The organism is Bradyrhizobium sp. dw_411, assembly GCF_018449695.1.
Taxonomy (GTDB): Bacteria; Pseudomonadota; Alphaproteobacteria; order Rhizobiales; family Xanthobacteraceae; genus Bradyrhizobium.
Map to the genome: position 1 here is coordinate 28,604 of NZ_JAAVUY010000021.1, position 15,771 is coordinate 44,374.

Below are 15,771 nucleotides of genomic sequence, written 5' to 3' on the forward strand. Positions count from 1 at the left end.
AAACCGGTTCAGCCGTTATGGCTGCCGGCTGCAACGCGCGGAATGTCCGAGCGATCAAGGCCGATATCGGCCAGTTCGCGATCGCTAAGCTGGGACAGTTCGCTGACATTGCGCTGATAGTCCCGGAAAGCCTGGATCATGCGGATGAGCGAGAGCAACATGGGTAATCTCCTTGTATCGACGATTCAGCCTTTGAAAGCGGGCCTCATCGTTGAAATGAATATAGAGCGAGATGTTGCGATGCAGAAGTTATTATGTTGCGGTGCAGCTAATCATTAAATGCATGGCATTCGTAAGAAACGATTAACCGTTCCGCTTGGCTGCTGAAGGATTGCGCCAGCCGCGCAATATCGCGGAAAATTTGAGAAAATAGCCCTGTTAAGGTGGGTTTTTTGATGTTGAGGTAACCCGGTACCCCAATAGGGACGGCGGCGGCAATGTCTGAGACAAAGCCGATATCGCTAAATAGGGACGTTAAACGCCCGCGTTGAGGCTTGGTTGGAGCTACCGATCATGCGTGATTCGCATTGCATTAAAGTGAACTAAAAATCACTCTTTAAGAGGGCAATATCAGGGAGCCTTCGCGAGCTGGGTGGCGAAATATCCAATCGTCTTGGCGTACACTTCGCTCTTGTTCCACTCCTGCAGCACTTTGAAATTCGCGCTCCCGGGCTCCCAGCCCTTGCCGGCTTGCCAGCCATAGCTCTTGAGGAAATTCGCGGTTGAGGCGAGTACGTCAGCCGGGCTGCGCAGGAGGTCGCGACGGCCGTTATTGTCGAAATCCACCGCGTACTTGATGTAGGACGACGGCATGAACTGGGTCTGGCCGATTTCGCCGGCCCAGGCGCCGCGCAGATCCGCCGGCGCAATGTCGCCGCGCTCGATGATGCGGAGCGCATCCATCAATTCGGCCTTGAACATGTCGGAGCGGCGGCAATCATAGGCCAGCGTCGCCAGCGACCGCAGGGTCGGGAATTTTCCGATATTGACCCCGAAGTCCGTTTCCAGTCCCCAGATCGCGACCACGACTTCGCCGGGCACGCCATAGGTCTGCTCGACCCGTGACAGCACCGAACCATATTGCTTAAGCATGTTGGCGCCGCGCGTCATGCGGGGAGGCACCATGCGGCCGGAAAATTCCTCAAAGGTCTGGGTGAAGACCTTTTGCGAGTGATCCCGCGCGAGCACGCTTTGATCCAGCGTCACGCCGTTCAGGCCGGATGCAATGGCGGCCTGGGAAATTCCCTTGGCTGCGGCTTCGGCTTTGAAATCGTCGAGCCAGGTCTGGAAGCTGCCGGTACCGCAGGGTGCCGCCAGTGCCGGCGGCTGCGACGTCGTCACGACAGCGCCGATGACGACGGCGCTCAAAAGGCTACGGAAGACCAGGGAGTTTCTCACTGAATCGATTCGCTTTTTGATGGAGGGGGATACCGGCACACAAGATGTCAGGTGGAACCGCGGCCAAAACAAGGCCTCGTCGCAAGGGGCATTTTTCGAAGGATACCGCGAATACATGACATCGCAAATCGCCGGTCGACAATCGACCGGCGATCCAGCGGCAGGCTCACCCTGTGCACGGCGTTTTAAGCGTCGCTCTTCAAGTGTCACTCTTCAAGTGTCGTTCTTGCGCCGCCACGGAAACAGGGCGGACGGAAAATCCGCCGCCGAGCGCCGCTCGCGTTGCGGGCGCGGAGGGAGCGGCCGTGGATTGGGATCCGGTGCGATGACCTTGCGATAGAGATGCCAGGTGGCATGGCCGAGCAGGGGGATGACGATGGTGAGGCCGAGGAAGGCGGGCAGCGATCCCGCCACCAGCAGCGCCGCCACGATCAATCCCCAGACCGCCATCGGCAGCGGATTTTGCGCGACTGCCCGCAGCGATGTCACCATCGCATCGCCGGCGCCGGCTTGACGGTCGAGCATCAAGGGGAACGACACCACGCTGACGCACAGCGCCACGACCGCGAACAGGAAGCCCACGCTGCAGCCCGCGATGATCAGCCACCATCCCTGCGATGTCGTCAGCACCCGCCGGGCGAAGTCGGGAATACCGGCGGCGGCCTCGTAGCCGAAGGCCGCGACGTAAATGGCTTGCGCCGTGGCGACCCAGGTTACGAACAGCGCCAGCAACAGCGTGCCGAGCCCGAGCATCGCGCCGAACGAGGGCGAACGCAGCACATCGAGGGCATCCCAGGCCGAAGCCTGTTGCCCCAGCTCGCGGCGGCGGCTGAGTTCATAAAGACCGAGCGCGGCAAACGGGCCGAGCAGGGCAAAGCCCGCGGCCAGCGGGAACAGCAGCGGCAGCACCGAGTAACCCAGCACCGTTCGCGCCAGCACCAACCCGAGTATCGGATAGATCACGCACAGAATGGCGGCGTGGCTCGGCACCGCCTTGAAATCTTCCCATCCGAGCCGCAGCGCGTCATGCAGGTCGGATAGCCGGATCTTCCGGATCACCGGTATCGCCGCTTGATCTGGCGCGGACGGGGCCAGTGGCGCGGCATTGCCTGAGTATGGTGTGGCCATGGTCGTTGTCTCCCTTGATGCAGCAGCTCCATGTCGCGCCGGTTGAGGGCGCGCGCAGCCGTCTGCAGAAATGATCACGATCAGACCAGACGCGAAGACAGGAAACCAAAACTGGCCGTGTCGCGAACTGAACCACCAGCGTACTCTCAATTGCCGAAGTCGTCTAATGGGCGATGCGACCGCTCACGCGTGATTGAATGACGCCGGAACGTGCCGCACCGCACACGGTATCGCGCAAATCAGATGCAATCATCGCAATGCGTGCGACGAAATGCACCGCGATGACGAACGTATTTGCACCACGCCTGTGTCACTATGCCGTCATTCCGCCTCAGTTAAGCTAGCTCCATAGCGGGCCTCGTGCATTGGCAAGTGCAACCGAGGCGGCTAGGCTTCGCGACGATCCGGCTTCGTGCTGCCGGTAGCCGGGAGCGTTGTTTAACCCTTCAGGGATCACTGGGTTCATTGGGAGCATATGATGAGCATTTTCGGAAAAATCATGGGCGCGATTTTCGGCCATTCGGCGACTGCGGCACCCGCAAGCGGCGGCACCGCGGCGAGCCCGACATCCAGCCCGGCGGCGGCACCCTCCGGCGGCTCGTCGTCGGCTCCGGCTGCACCGGCCCAATCGGTTGACGTTGCGCCGATCCTCGACAAGGCCGTCAAGGCCAAGGGCGAGAAGCTGGAATGGCGGACCTCGATTGTCGACCTGATGAAGGCGCTCGATATCGACTCCAGTCTTTCCGCGCGCAAGGAACTGGCCCATGAGCTCGGCTACACCGGCGACACCAATGACTCCGCCAGCATGAACATCTGGCTGCACAAGCAGGTGATGTCCAAGCTGGCCGCCAATGGCGGCAAGCTGCCGGCCGACGTCAAGTGGTGAGCGATAACAGCGCATAAGCCCAAAAGGCTCCAATCCAAAAGGCCCGCCTTCGCGCGGGCCTTTTTCGTTCTCAAATACCCCGTCTTGCCCGGCGCGAATTGCGGGGCTAGACAGGCGCTCGAACAAGACCAAGACACGGGAGCTACCCATGAAAACCGTCGATAAGTCCGTTGATCGCAGGACCATCCTGGCCTCAGGCGCGCTGGCGCTGGCGGGTGCCGCGACCCAGGCCGCTCCGGCGCAGGCCCAGGCTGGCGGAAAGCCGATCTTCACGGTGCCGGCGATCACGATCCCGATTGCGGGCGAGACCGAGGTATTTCCGGTGCGCCGCATCTATTGCATCGGCCGCAACTACGCCGCGCATGCGATCGAGCGCGGCTCCGATCCGACCCGCGAGCCGCCGTTCTTCTTCCAGAAGCCGACCGATGCGATCCAGAACGTCAAGGTCGGCGAAGTGGCGGATCATCCCTATCCCTCGCTGACCAAGAACTATCACCATGAGGTCGAACTGGTCGCAGCGCTGAAATCCGGCGGCACCAACATCGCGCCGGACCAGGCGCTGCAGCACGTCTATGGCTATGCGCTCGGCCTCGACATGACCCGTCGCGATCTGCAGAACGGCATGTCGGCTGAAAAGAAGCCGTGGGAAATCGGCAAGAGCTTCGACCATGGCGCGGTGATTGGTCCGATTCACCCGGTGTCGAAGACCGGCCATTTCGCCAAGGGCGCGATCTCGCTGGCGGTCAACGGCACGGTGCGCCAGACCTCCGATCTCGACAAGATGATCTGGAGCGTCGCCGAGCAGATCGCCAAATTGTCCGAAGCTTTTGAGCTGAAGGCTGGCGACATCATCTACTCCGGCACGCCCGAGAATGTCGGCCCGGTCGTGAAGGGCGATGTGCTGTTGTGCAAGCTGGACGGTTTGCCGGATATGTCGATCCGGATTGTGTAAAGACAACTTCGTCATTCCGGGTCGCGCATAAGCGCGAACCCGGAATCTCGCGAGGCTTGGCTGCGATTTCTTTTCCAAATTATCTCTGGGTTCCGGGTTCGACGCGTTGCGTCGCCCCGGAACGATGGTGCCAGGTACATCACCCCACCAGATCCGCGAACTCCGGATGCTTCCCTAAATAATCCACCACGAAGCCGCAGCCGGCGATCACTTTTAATCCGTCGGCGCGGATCAGTTGCAGTGCGCCTTGCACGAGTTCGGAGGCGATGCCGCGGCCGCGCAGCGCGCGCGGGGTCTCGGTGTGGGTGATGATCACGCTCGATGGCGTCAGGCGATAATTCGCAAACGCCACTGCGCCCTCGACGTCGAGTTCGAAGCGGCTGAGCGCCTTGTTGTCGCGAACTTTGTTCATCTCGATTTCATTTCAGCAAATCCTGATAAGCGGCGTGCTTCTCGATGAAGGCCTTCACGAACGGGCATTCCGGGATCACCTTCAATCCGTCCGATCGCACCTGGTCGAGCGCGCCTCTGATCAGTTTCGAGCCGATACCCTTGCCACCGAGCTCCGGCGGCACCACGGTATGAACGAAGGTGATGACGCCATCGGCGAGCGTGTAATAGCTGGCGGCGATGTGGCCTTCGACGGCGAGTTCATAGCGATGTTTCGATATGTTGTTGACCACGTCGCTTGTTTTATCGGCGTCTGACATGATCACGCGACGTCCTTCAAGGTCTCGGAGAGAATATCGCGGAGCGACCATGCGTCGCCGTCGACGGTGCTGCTGATGTCGTCGATTTTCCATTTGCCGTCGTTGCGCACGAACTTGTAGCGGATAATCTCGTCGGAAGGTTTGGCCCGGGCCATACGGCCGGTGAGGGTGACGGCGACCAGCGCCGTGTCGGCTTCGAGCTTTTCCGCTGCCACCTTGAATGATTTGACGTCAGGCTCGTCCGAATTGGTGACGGGATCGAAATCAATCGGTCCGGCGTCGCCTTTCTTGGTGTTGGCGTCGGCGCGCGCCCACAGATCGATCAGCGATTTCGACAGATACTTTGCTTTCGCGGCCTTGTCTTCGATCACGAACCCGCCGCCGCTGTTGCCTTTGCCCTTGGCGACGCGCGTGTAGATCGCGGTGAGGATCGCCACCGGATCGTTTTGCGCCGGTGCGGGCTGCGCGGCACGGGCGCGGGGAACAAGGGGGCCGGCCAGCAGGCAGGCGAGAGCGAAATGGCGTCGGGTGATCATGGCGGTCCTCAGAGCGAATAGGCCTTGCTTATAGTCGAGAATGCGGCCTTCGTGGGAAGTATGCTGGCATCATCGCGGAGAGAATATCATGGCCAATGAAAAAGGCCCCAACGTCAAGAAGAAGCAGAAGTGCAAGAATTGCGAAGGCAAGGGCCTGCTCAAGAAGGGCGACAAGGTCGTCAAATGCCAGCGCTGCGGCGGGACGGGATTGCGGTGAGGCGTCTCGCGTGTTGCGTAATTTCAACGTCATTCCGGGGCACGCGAAGCGTGAACCCGGAATCTCGAGATTCCGGGTTCGATGCTGCGCATCGCCCCGGAATGACGTTGATGGTTTGGCACACCCATTAACAAGCTCTCCTGAATCTGATTGAAGGTTCGCGCAGCCATTCCATCGGTCGCCAATTGTTGATCTCCGGAGAATTCCCCCATGAAGCTCATTCTCAATCTCCTCGGCGTTGTCCTTCTCATCGTGGCCGCCGTGTATTTCCTGATTCCCGCCGATCAATTGCCGGCGTTCTTTCCCGGCCACGAGGCCGGCGTGACGCATGTTCACACCAAGCACGGCATTGTCGCCGGTGTCGCAGGTCTGGTGCTGCTGGGCGCGGGGATGTGGATGGGACGCAGGTGAGAGGGGCGTCATTGCTCTGCCGCTCGCTATGGTCGTCATTGCGAGGAGCGAAGCGACGAAGCAATCCATTCTTTCTTTGCGCCGTGCCATGGATTGCTTCGCTTCGCTCGCAATGACGGCAATCTCTCTCTCGTCGTCCCTGCGCACGCAGGGACCCATACGCTGCGGCGGTAATTTTAAGAGACGCTGTTCGACGGCTTTCGCGCAACACAACATCCTGTGGTTATGGGTCCCTGCGTGCGCTGGGACGACGAGACACACCTTCGCGTTCCCGCGGCTTGTTCTGCCCGAGTTCTGCAAATTCTTCCGCCCCTAAAGAGGGCGCGGGGAATGCCGGGCGGCCTGGTGCGCCCGCAGCCGCGTGTGCGAAGGTCGTAAGTAAAAAGGCACACGCGTTAGTCAGGTCACACCGGAAACACCCAGCATTCCCCACGCAATGGTTTTACGACTTATTTCGTACTCTCCCCGGTGATCGGGCTCTTTTGCCACCGTCGCCAGTAGATCACTCTACCAACTTGACGCCAGCGTCGAGGCGTCAGGACCACACGACTTCGCCGTCCGCTTTTGCGCCATTCGTCAAAGGCGCATCCGCGTCCATCGCATCCCGTTCCGCGTCCGTGACGATCGCGAGCCGCCCCTCCTGTGGAACGGGACGGGGGCGTTATACAAATGATTTGGGTCTTCGGAAAATCAGAATATTTTTCCGGAAGGAGCTGGACTTTGATTTTGCGGGAGGTGCATTTGGTTTGCCCGTCGGGTAACAAAGACGCCGCTTCTCAGGCGAGATTGTTCCTGTTATGTCCCATCGACGCGATCATGTGGTGATAGGTTCAGGTAAGGGACGGGCGCATGAGTTCAAAGCGAAATCGCACCATCAATATGCCCGCGCCGTATCTGCGGCGGGTGTGGCTCGATCCGTCGCGCATCGAAGATCGCAAGGCCTATCCGTTTTGCCTGCCGTTTCTGCGAGACGATTTCGAACTGACTCTTGATCAGCCCATCACCATCATCGTCGGCGAAAACGGCACAGGCAAATCTACCTTGCTGGAGGGTATCGCGGTGCTCGCCGGATATGATGAGGCCGGTGGCGGCAGGGGTTATCGGTCGGTCGATCATTCGAATGCCGTGGAGGCGATGGGCGGGCAATTGTCCAGCGCGCTTCGGGCAAGCTGGCTACCCAAGATCACCAATGGCTGGTTCTTCCGCGCCGAAAGTTTCTTTTCGGTCGCGAGATATCTCGACGAAGCCGCCCGTGACGCGGGCTTCATGCCGCCAGACTTCCTCTCGCATTCGCATGGCGAAGGCTTTTTGCGCTTCTTCGAGGAGCGTTGCCAGCGGCAAGGCATCTTCATCTTCGACGAACCGGAATCGGCGTTGTCGCCGGCGCGCCAGATGGAATTTTTAAAACTAATGCGGCGGATGGAGGAGTCCACGATCTGCCAAATCGTGATGGCCACGCATTCGCCGATGCTGATGGCCTATCCGGGAGCACGGCTGCTGCGATTGACAAAATACGGGCTGGATCCCGTGACCGTCGAGCAGACCGACCACTACAAGGTTATGCGCGAGTTTTGTGACGATCCGGCGGGGTTTGTCGAAGCGGTGATGGCGGAGTAGGCCAGAGATCGCAGATGCACCATTTTCGTTGTCATTCACCGTTTAGCGTAGTATGTTTGCGCCATGATCAGGTCGTGGCGGAATTCGGCAGCCCGCAAGGTCTGGGACGGCGAGCGGCCGAACCAGTTCCGCGGACTGGATTTCGACGCGGCTGTCGACTTGCTGCTGGCATTGAATGTTGCAAAATCGCTCGGCGATCTAAGCCCTTTAAAAAGTTTGGGCCTGCATAAGCTCAAGGGCGATCGTCGGGGACAATGGGCCATGACGGTCAACGACCGTTGGCGCATTTGTTTCGAATTCCGCAAAGGCGACGCGCACGAAGTCGAGATTGTGGATTATCACCGAGGTTGAACGCCATGGCGCCTGTTGTACATCCCGGCCGTTTGTTGAAGCGCGAACTGGTCGCGCGCAAGCTTAGTGCGAACCGCCTGTCGCTGGATATCGGCGTTCCCTCCGGCCGCATCACCGATATTCTAAATGGGCGCCGCGCAATCACGGCCGATACTGCCGTAAGGCTGGGCCGCTATTTCGGCAATAGCGCACAGTTCTGGCTGGACCTGCAGGGTCAATATGACATCGGCATGGTCGAGCGGGAGAAGGGTGCCGAGATCGCCAGGCGAGTCCGGCCGGCGGATGCAGCGTGAATCGATACCGAGTTCGTGAACTGACAGCGATAATCAGTCCGCCGGAATGAACCGCAGCGTGCCTGCTCGACGCGTTGGCTTGCCGGTGTCGCTGGTATGATTGACGCCGTCCGTGACAGGCACCTCATGGAAATCGAACGGGCTTACCCCGTCCAGGCACGCTACGTTGACGGCAAACAGGTTCTGGTTCGAGCGCCGCTGATGATGGGTGTATATTCCGCAGCGGGAACAGAAGAAGTGCTGCGCCGCGCCGGTATGGAAGCGGTAGCTTGTCAGCGCATCCTCACCCTGCAGGAACTTGATCCCGCCCATCTTCGCCATGACAACGACGGCGCCGCGCATCCGGCAGTAAGAGCACGTACAGCGCAGGATCGAATTGAAACCGTCGCTGAGCGTCGCTTCGAAACGCACCGCGCCGCAATGACATTGGCCTGGCAGAATTTTGGTGTCGCTCACCATGTTGCGTGGGTCTCCTGTTGAGAGTTGGAGGGCGCAATAGCGAAGCCGTATTGCGCCGTTTGTTTGAACGACATGAGAGGCGGAATACCCGCTTGTTATTCCGCCTACATGCTTAGTCGGTCTTGCCGATGGTAGTGGGTATTCTTAATGACGAGGCGGCGTAGTCGTGGTCCAATTCGAAAACAATATGGTCGTCGTCCTCGTCAAGGCCAGCCTTTTCGATGCGAGCGCTTTTGATGGTTTTTCCAGCCTTCAAGGTCGATTCCAGAACCTGTGGCGTACCGCCAAAGTGACGAAACTCTTCCGACGTGACCCTGCCTGCCAGATATTCCAAAACTAAACGCGCCGATAGTTTAACAGAAGTCGACATAAGGTTTCCTCTTGAACTGATTTCTGTCCCTAAATATTGCCCCCGCGCTTGAGGGGCGAACGATCCTTGGCGATGCAACGATCTTGCCTGATACCCCTCATAATTAGGAGCAGGCAGCGCTGCTGCCACGGCAGCGAGGCCGGTATGATCATCGACAGGCGGGGTGGGGCGCTTATCAAAATAGGTCACGCGCCAGATACGAGGAGATCGCGTTGATGAATTGGCCCTCTGTGGCGAGAACACAGCGACCAAATCAATCGACGACCTATTAAGAAAATGCCGGATGATTTGCTCGCCGTTGAATACGCGTCTGGTTGGATCGCTTCGCCTCAAATCTCTAAGAATATTGCAACCTGCGTCGCCCAAAAATATACATCGGTAGGAACCTGGGGGCGCCCCAGATAGCTGTGACTGCTTTTCTTCTAACCGCTTATAAACTGGGTTATCGATGATGTCGTAGGCGATCGGCGGCATCGTTGAAAATGTTCTTCCTTCAGGATGAACATAGCTTTTCCACTCTAGCACAACATCGATGTCTTCATTTGATAAACGAATCTGTTGCGGATTTGGCCAATCTGATTTCGTAAGCCAGTCCCGCAATGAATTTTCTAATATGGGTGTCAATTGAAAATTTGACGTGATGCAACGAGATCGCAGATATTTCCCATTTTCATAACCACTCCTTTCGTTGAATCGGAAATATAGTTGCTTTGCCGAACCCTTTCGCACGCGATTTACAAACTGTGAAATGATGTTGGCAGCTCGCTCCATCTTATCGCGATCGGAAAATGTGTCATCCGATACCGCAGTCACTTCGATATATGCCGGCGCACTTGGAAATAATTCAGGGCAATATGCTTCTGGTCGGCGCTTGGTGGTCGGCAATTTTGGATGTAATTGGGTTTTTGTGACTGAACTAACCGCCCAAAGCAAACCTAGCTCGACTTCCGCGGCTAACGCAGCGACGACGTCACGATGTTCGAGCCGGTTCAACAAATCTTTGGCTTGAGCCTGATCTAAAAGTGGCCCAAGGCCATCAAGCATATCTTGAAGTCTCCGGCGAGCAAAAATTGGCACGATCGGGCTCTACTCCGCCGCCTCACTCGTCCCGCGCTTGCGCTTCCCGCCCTCGGCCTTCGCCAGCACCGGTCCCAGAAACTTGCCGGTGTAACTGCGCGGCGCCTTGACGATATCCTCCGGCGGGCCCCAGGCGACGATTTCGCCGCCGCCGTCGCCGCCTTCGGGGCCGAGGTCGATGACCCAGTCGGCGGTCTTGATCACTTCGAGATTATGCTCGATCACCACCACCGTATTTCCCTGCGATACCAGTTCGTGCAGCACTTCCAAGAGTTTCTTGACGTCGTGGAAGTGCAGGCCGGTCGTGGGCTCGTCCAGGATATAGAGCGTGCGGCCGGTCGCGCGTTTGGACAGTTCTTTTGCCAGCTTGACGCGCTGGGCTTCGCCGCCGGATAGCGTCGTGGCCTGCTGGCCGACATGAATGTAATCGAGACCGACGCGATGCAGGGTTTTAAAAGTTTCGCGCACGCGCGGCACCGCCTTGAAGAATTCGGCGGCTTCCTCGACGGTCATGTCGAGCACGTCGGCGATCGACTTGCCTTTGAATAATACCTCAAGCGTTTCGCGGTTGTAGCGCTTGCCCTTGCAGGTATCGCAGGTGACGTAGACGTCGGGCAGAAAGTGCATCTCGATCTTGATGACGCCGTCGCCCTCGCAGGCTTCGCAGCGGCCGCCCTTGACGTTGAACGAAAACCGCCCGGGCTCGTAGCCGCGCGCCTTGGCTTCGGGCAGGCCGGCGAACCATTCGCGGATCGGCGTGAACGCGCCGGTATAGGTCGCGGGATTGGAGCGCGGCGTGCGGCCGATCGGCGACTGGTCGATGTCGATGATCTTGTCGATATGCTCAAGGCCCTCGATGCGGTCATGCGGCGCCGCGCCTTCGCTGGCATTGTTGAGCTTGCGCGCGATCGCCTTGTAGAGCGTGTCGATCAGCAGCGTCGACTTGCCGCCGCCGGACACGCCGGTGACGCAGGTGAACAGCCCCAGCGGGATTTCCGCCGAGACGTTTTTCAGATTGTTGCCACGGGCGTTGATCACCTTGATGGTGCGGCGATGGTTCGGCGGCTTGCGCTCGGGGATATCGACCGTCAGCTCGCCGGTGAGATATTTGCCGGTCAGCGACTTCGGATTGTTCATGATCTGGGCGGGCGTACCCTCGGCCACGATATGGCCGCCATGGGTGCCGGCGCCGGGGCCGATATCGAGTACGTAATCGGCCAAGCGAATGGCGTCCTCGTCATGCTCGACCACGATCACGGTATTGCCGAGATCGCGCAACCGTTTCAGGGTTTCCAACAGCCGCGCATTGTCGCGCTGGTGCAGGCCGATCGAGGGTTCGTCCAGCACATAAAGCACGCCGGTCAATCCTGAGCCGATCTGCGACGCCAGCCGGATGCGTTGGCTCTCGCCGCCCGACAGCGTGCCGGAGGCGCGCGCCAGCGTCAGATAGTTCAAGCCGACATCGAGCAGGAACGACAGCCGCTCGCGGATTTCCTTGAGCACGCGGCCGGCGATTTCATTCTGCTGGGTGGTGAGCGCCTTCGGCACGGTTTCGAACCATTCGCCGGCGCGGCGAACTGAAAGCTCGGAGATTTCGCCGATATGTTTGCCGCCGATCTTGACGCACAGCGCCTCCGGCTTGAGCCGGTAGCCGTGGCAGGCTTCGCAGGGAATGTCGGAGAAATACTTGCCGAGTTCCTCGCGCGCCCATTCGCTCTCGGTCTCGCGAAAGCGACGGTCGAGATTGGTGATGACGCCTTCGAACGGCTTCTTGGTGTCGTAGGAGCGCACGCCATCTTCGTAGGAGAATTTGATCTCCTCCTCGCCGGAGCCATGCAGCAGCGCGTTCTGCGTTTTCTTCGGCAGATCCTTCCATTTGGTGTCGAGCGTGAACTTGTAGAATTTGCCGAGCGCGGTCAGTGTCTGGATGTAATAGGGCGAGGACGATTTCGCCCATGGCGCAATCGCGCCCTTGCGCAAGGTCAGGTCCTTGTCGGGAATGACCAGATCTTCGTCGATGTGCTGCTCGACGCCGAGGCCGCCGCAGGCCGGGCAGGCGCCATAGGGATTGTTGAAGGAAAACAGTCGGGGCTCGATTTCCGGAATCGTGAAGCCGGAAACCGGGCAGGCGAATTTCTCCGAGAACAAAATCCGTTCCGGGCCGCTCTTGTCGTGGATCTTTGCGGTCTTCTTGTCCGACTTCTTCTCGTCGGAAGCGGCCGCCGGCGCGTCGGCATATTCGATCACCGCCAGGCCATCAGCCAGCTTCAGCGCGGTCTCAAAACTTTCCGCCAGGCGCTGGCCGATATCCGGCCGCACCACGATACGGTCCACCACGACATCAATGTCGTGCGGGAATTTCTTGTCGAGCGTCGGCGCTTCGGCCAATTCATGGAAGGCGCCGTCGATCTTGACCCGCTGGAATCCCTTTTTGAGATATTCTGCAAGCTCTTTCTTGTATTCGCCCTTGCGGCCGCGCACGACCGGCGCCAGCAAATAAAGCCGGGTGCCTTCCGGCAGCGCCAGCACGCGGTCGACCATCTGCGAGACGATCTGGCTTTCGATCGGCAGCCCCGTGGCGGGCGAGTAGGGCACGCCAACCCGCGCCCACAACAGCCGCATGTAGTCGTAAATCTCGGTGACGGTGCCGACCGTCGAGCGCGGGTTCTTCGAGGTGGTTTTCTGCTCGATCGAAATCGCCGGCGACAGGCCGTCGATCTGGTCGACATCCGGCTTCTGCATCATCTCCAGGAACTGGCGCGCATAGGCGGAGAGCGATTCAACGTAGCGGCGCTGTCCCTCGGCATAGATGGTGTCGAACGCCAGCGAGGATTTGCCGGAGCCGGACAGGCCCGTAAACACCACGAGCTTGTCGCGGGGGATCTCGACATCGACGTTTTTGAGATTGTGCTCGCGTGCGCCACGTATCGTAATCGCGCGCATGCTGCTCGCGTTGGCCTGACGCTTCGCCTTGATCACTTCATCCACCATGTCGGCATTCCCGGCGCGCATGAGGCGCACAAATTCAGGCGACGCGCTTCGCCGGGAACCGGGGATCGGACGCCAATGGGTAAGCTCGGAACGTAGGAAGAACGGGGCGCAATTTCCAGTACCCCGCGCAAACCATCAACGGTTTGTTGGAGGCGGGGGCGGGAAAAGGCGCTAAATGGCGGCAGACGGCAGCAGTTCCCCGCGCGCGGCAGCAAAAAGGCCAGCGCGAGGCCGGCCTTTCGTCGTTTAAGTGAAGACGCAGAAGTCGCTGATATCAGTACTTCGCGACGATCGGGCCGCCGAAACGGTAGTTCAGGCGAACGGTGCCGATATCGACATCCTGGCTGATGTTGTCAGTGCGCGTCGGGATGCCGGCGAGGGTGAAGTTGTTGTTGCGGCTGCCCATGAACAGATGGTCGTATTCGACGGCAACGGACCAGTTCGGCGCGAAGCCGATTTCGATGCCGGTTCCGATCGTGCCGCCCCAGCGGGTTTCGCTGGCGGTGTCGAGCGTGAGACCCGTTCCGGTGATGGAGCCATTGTACTTGTCATGGGTGACGGCCGCACCGCCCTTGACGTAGCCAAGAACGTTGTTCCAGGCATAGCCGACCTGGCCGGTGAACAGGCCGAACGAATCCGTCTTGGTGTTGTTGGTGATCACTGCGGTCAGGGCCGCCGGCGAGCTCTGGGTCGATCCCGAGAAGCTGGCCCAGTCGCCCTGCGCTTCCAGACCGAACACCACGTTGGTGGTCTGCCAGCGATAGCCGATCTGGCCACCGACGAGGCCGCCGGTCGCGTTGGAGCAACCTTCGCGCACCGCGGGAGCAACGGCAACGCCGCCGGCATTGTTGATGTCCCAGCAGTTACGGCTGGAGCCGCCGCCGCCGTTGATACCGAGGTAGAAGCCGCTCCAGTTGTAGAGCGGCGAGACCATCACCGGCGCCTTGGTGTAGGTCCGCGCCGGAAGATCGGCGGCGAGGGCAGGAGCCGCCAGTGCAATGAGGCCAACGGTACCCAGCAAAAACTTTTTCATCTTGTTATTCTCTCCAGCCTTTTATCGCTTCGTTTAATCCAGAAGCATTTCAGAGACACGACCGCTGCTGCGGCCAAATCCATCGGCGCGATATAACCGATTCAACCATCAATACTATTGCCGAAATGTTACACCTGCGGATCAATTGCGGATGTCAATCGGCGTGCGCATTCATCTACATGAACGTGCGTCGGGACGTTGACGGAGGTGATGGAAACAGGCGGAAACAAAATCAAAAAGACAGCCGAGAAGCCGGTTGTTTTCGCTTCAGATGATCGCCTGACTCTCGGTACTTCACGTATTTCAGCTCTCGGCATTTGGCGATGACCGGACCGCCCCCGCGACAGTTGACGTGCGCGGTGCGCAGCGGTCGTGCCGGCGGTTCCATCAGCCTGCACCTGCCGCCGGGTTGAAATTCCCGGCGAAATCTATTTCGGAACAAAACTGGAACATTCGCGTCCGGCTTGCTATATGTGGATAACCGGGGACCTCCGGGGGTTCTTGGGAGATCGCGGGACCGGCCAGCGTATAGGGTCGCTCTCAGGTGGTCCCAAAGAATTCCAACCGGGATGAGGCGACGAGGCTCAGGCCCATTAAGGCCGTGGCTGAGCTTCGGGGCCGGCCCTGTAACTGATCCAGTAATTTGACGAGAGTGGAGAGCGGCGATGGCGGGAAGCGTAAACAAGGTAATTCTGGTCGGAAATCTCGGCAAGGATCCGGAGATCCGGCGGACCCAGGACGGGCGGCCGATTGCCAATCTGAGCATCGCGACGTCGGAAACCTGGCGCGACAAGGGGACTGGCGAGCGCAAGGAAAAGACCGAGTGGCATCGGGTGGTGATCTTCTCCGAACCGCTCTGCAAGATCGTCGAGCAGTATCTCAAGAAGGGCGCCAAGGTTTACATCGAGGGCGCGTTGCAGACCCGCAAATGGACCGACCAGAGCGGCGTCGAGAAATACTCGACCGAAGTGGTGCTGCAGGGATTCAACTCGACCCTGACCATGCTCGATGGCCGCAGCGGCGGCGGTGGCGGCAGTTTCGGGGGCGACGACCAGGGCGGCGGCGATTTCGGATCGAGCGGAACCTCGAGCGCGCCGCCGCGTCGCGCGGTGGCCGCCGGTGGCGGTCGCAGCAACAGCGACATGGACGACGATATTCCGTTCTAGGGATTGGCCGTTCCAGAAGATGCTGGTTCAAGGGGGCCTGCCGTTTGGCGGGCCTCTCGCTTTTTGCGGCTGATTTAGGGGTATTGCGGCGAGGCACTTTTACAGCCCCGAAAACAGGTTCCGCCCACCACGTAAGTCTCTGGAAAAACGAAGGGAAAAACCGCTCGCGCCGGTCA

The 15,771-nt window shown here is 59.5% G+C and carries 18 protein-coding genes; 8 read left to right on the plus strand and 10 right to left on the minus strand.

All coding sequences use genetic code 11. From position 1 onward, the window contains the following. Positions 1-8: 8 nt before the first annotated feature. From HB676_RS28500 to HB676_RS28510, 3 genes are all read right to left on the minus strand, one after another. Positions 9-161, minus strand: coding sequence for a DUF1127 domain-containing protein (locus HB676_RS28500; RefSeq protein WP_213741822.1), 153 nt, complete (start codon positions 159-161; stop codon positions 9-11). A gap of 409 nt (positions 162-570) precedes the next feature. After that, entirely contained in the window at positions 571-1,368 is a 798-nt protein-coding gene (locus tag HB676_RS28505; protein ID WP_249780520.1) for a lytic murein transglycosylase, read from the minus strand. A 243-nt stretch (positions 1,369-1,611) separates the two neighbouring features. Next, entirely contained in the window at positions 1,612-2,526 is a 915-nt protein-coding gene (locus HB676_RS28510) for a DUF2189 domain-containing protein (RefSeq protein ID WP_213741824.1), read from the minus strand. A gap of 478 nt (positions 2,527-3,004) precedes the next feature. Between HB676_RS28510 and HB676_RS28515 the strand changes: the two genes are divergently transcribed. Continuing rightward, positions 3,005-3,412, plus strand: coding sequence for a DUF3597 domain-containing protein (locus tag HB676_RS28515; protein WP_213741825.1), 408 nt, complete (start codon positions 3,005-3,007; stop codon positions 3,410-3,412). Positions 3,413-3,560: 148 nt separating this feature from the next. Further along, positions 3,561-4,364: a fumarylacetoacetate hydrolase family protein gene (locus HB676_RS28520; RefSeq protein WP_213741826.1), complete on the plus strand. Its 804-nt coding sequence runs from the start codon at positions 3,561-3,563 to the stop codon at positions 4,362-4,364. A gap of 139 nt (positions 4,365-4,503) precedes the next feature. Here the strand turns inward: HB676_RS28520 and HB676_RS28525 are convergent, their stop codons facing one another. The 3 genes from HB676_RS28525 to HB676_RS28535 are packed head-to-tail and all read right to left on the minus strand — an operon-like array spanning position 4,504 to position 5,610. Then, positions 4,504-4,776, minus strand: coding sequence for a GNAT family N-acetyltransferase (locus HB676_RS28525; protein ID WP_213741827.1), 273 nt, complete (start codon positions 4,774-4,776; stop codon positions 4,504-4,506). Between the two features lie 7 nt (positions 4,777-4,783). Then, positions 4,784-5,074 (minus strand): GNAT family N-acetyltransferase, encoded by a 291-nt coding sequence (locus HB676_RS28530; RefSeq protein ID WP_213741828.1) that lies wholly within the window; start codon positions 5,072-5,074, stop codon positions 4,784-4,786. A gap of 2 nt (positions 5,075-5,076) precedes the next feature. Then, positions 5,077-5,610 carry a DUF3828 domain-containing protein gene (locus HB676_RS28535; protein WP_213741829.1) on the minus strand — a complete coding sequence of 178 codons (534 nt, stop codon included), beginning with the start codon at positions 5,608-5,610 and terminating at the stop codon, positions 5,077-5,079. Between the two features lie 88 nt (positions 5,611-5,698). Here HB676_RS28535 and HB676_RS34135 point away from each other — a divergent pair, with 88 nt between their 5' ends. From HB676_RS34135 to HB676_RS28555, 5 genes are all read left to right on the plus strand, one after another. Beyond that, positions 5,699-5,827 (plus strand): hypothetical protein, encoded by a 129-nt coding sequence (locus HB676_RS34135; protein WP_275944976.1) that lies wholly within the window; start codon positions 5,699-5,701, stop codon positions 5,825-5,827. Positions 5,828-6,037: 210 nt separating this feature from the next. Beyond that, on the plus strand, positions 6,038-6,238 hold the full coding sequence (locus HB676_RS28540; RefSeq protein ID WP_213741830.1) for a hypothetical protein: 201 nt from the start codon (positions 6,038-6,040) through the stop codon (positions 6,236-6,238). 849 nt (positions 6,239-7,087) lie between these two features. Further along, on the plus strand, positions 7,088-7,855 hold the full coding sequence (locus tag HB676_RS28545; RefSeq protein WP_213741831.1) for an AAA family ATPase: 768 nt from the start codon (positions 7,088-7,090) through the stop codon (positions 7,853-7,855). Between the two features lie 159 nt (positions 7,856-8,014). Next, positions 8,015-8,206: a type II toxin-antitoxin system RelE/ParE family toxin gene (locus tag HB676_RS28550; protein WP_249780518.1), complete on the plus strand. Its 192-nt coding sequence runs from the start codon at positions 8,015-8,017 to the stop codon at positions 8,204-8,206. A gap of 5 nt (positions 8,207-8,211) precedes the next feature. Next, positions 8,212-8,499, plus strand: a complete 288-nt coding sequence (locus HB676_RS28555) for a HigA family addiction module antitoxin (protein WP_213741833.1) — start codon at positions 8,212-8,214, stop codon at positions 8,497-8,499. A gap of 33 nt (positions 8,500-8,532) precedes the next feature. Here the strand turns inward: HB676_RS28555 and HB676_RS28560 are convergent, their stop codons facing one another. From HB676_RS28560 to HB676_RS28575, 4 genes are all read right to left on the minus strand, one after another. Further along, entirely contained in the window at positions 8,533-8,958 is a 426-nt protein-coding gene (locus HB676_RS28560) for a GFA family protein (protein ID WP_213741834.1), read from the minus strand. A 112-nt stretch (positions 8,959-9,070) separates the two neighbouring features. After that, positions 9,071-10,372, minus strand: coding sequence for a hypothetical protein (locus HB676_RS28565; protein ID WP_213741835.1), 1,302 nt, complete (start codon positions 10,370-10,372; stop codon positions 9,071-9,073). Positions 10,373-10,414: 42 nt separating this feature from the next. Then, complete coding sequence (gene uvrA, locus HB676_RS28570) at positions 10,415-13,393, minus strand: excinuclease ABC subunit UvrA (RefSeq protein WP_213741908.1); 2,979 nt, start codon at positions 13,391-13,393, stop codon at positions 10,415-10,417. A gap of 277 nt (positions 13,394-13,670) precedes the next feature. Continuing rightward, entirely contained in the window at positions 13,671-14,429 is a 759-nt protein-coding gene (locus HB676_RS28575; RefSeq protein ID WP_213741836.1) for an outer membrane beta-barrel protein, read from the minus strand. 665 nt (positions 14,430-15,094) lie between these two features. Between HB676_RS28575 and HB676_RS28580 the strand changes: the two genes are divergently transcribed. After that, positions 15,095-15,595, plus strand: coding sequence for a single-stranded DNA-binding protein (locus HB676_RS28580; RefSeq protein ID WP_213741837.1), 501 nt, complete (start codon positions 15,095-15,097; stop codon positions 15,593-15,595). Positions 15,596-15,771 lie beyond the last annotated feature (176 nt).

Coding starts and splice junctions, on each gene's coding strand:
- HB676_RS28520 (WP_213741826.1), top strand. CDS start 3,561: ATGAAAACCGTCGATAAGTCCGTTGATCGCAGGACCATCCTGGCCTCA.
- HB676_RS28540 (WP_213741830.1), top strand. CDS start 6,038: ATGAAGCTCATTCTCAATCTCCTCGGCGTTGTCCTTCTCATCGTGGCC.
- HB676_RS28510 (WP_213741824.1), bottom strand. CDS start 2,526: ATGGCCACACCATACTCAGGCAATGCCGCGCCACTGGCCCCGTCCGCG.
- HB676_RS28575 (WP_213741836.1), bottom strand. CDS start 14,429: ATGAAAAAGTTTTTGCTGGGTACCGTTGGCCTCATTGCACTGGCGGCT.
- HB676_RS28555 (WP_213741833.1), top strand. CDS start 8,212: ATGGCGCCTGTTGTACATCCCGGCCGTTTGTTGAAGCGCGAACTGGTC.
- HB676_RS28530 (WP_213741828.1), bottom strand. CDS start 5,074: ATGTCAGACGCCGATAAAACAAGCGACGTGGTCAACAACATATCGAAA.
- HB676_RS28580 (WP_213741837.1), top strand. CDS start 15,095: ATGGCGGGAAGCGTAAACAAGGTAATTCTGGTCGGAAATCTCGGCAAG.
- HB676_RS28500 (WP_213741822.1), bottom strand. CDS start 161: ATGTTGCTCTCGCTCATCCGCATGATCCAGGCTTTCCGGGACTATCAG.
- HB676_RS28515 (WP_213741825.1), top strand. CDS start 3,005: ATGAGCATTTTCGGAAAAATCATGGGCGCGATTTTCGGCCATTCGGCG.
- HB676_RS28560 (WP_213741834.1), bottom strand. CDS start 8,958: ATGGTGAGCGACACCAAAATTCTGCCAGGCCAATGTCATTGCGGCGCG.
- HB676_RS28545 (WP_213741831.1), top strand. CDS start 7,088: ATGAGTTCAAAGCGAAATCGCACCATCAATATGCCCGCGCCGTATCTG.
- HB676_RS28535 (WP_213741829.1), bottom strand. CDS start 5,610: ATGATCACCCGACGCCATTTCGCTCTCGCCTGCCTGCTGGCCGGCCCC.
- HB676_RS28565 (WP_213741835.1), bottom strand. CDS start 10,372: ATGCTTGATGGCCTTGGGCCACTTTTAGATCAGGCTCAAGCCAAAGAT.
- HB676_RS28525 (WP_213741827.1), bottom strand. CDS start 4,776: ATGAACAAAGTTCGCGACAACAAGGCGCTCAGCCGCTTCGAACTCGAC.
- HB676_RS34135 (WP_275944976.1), top strand. CDS start 5,699: ATGGCCAATGAAAAAGGCCCCAACGTCAAGAAGAAGCAGAAGTGCAAG.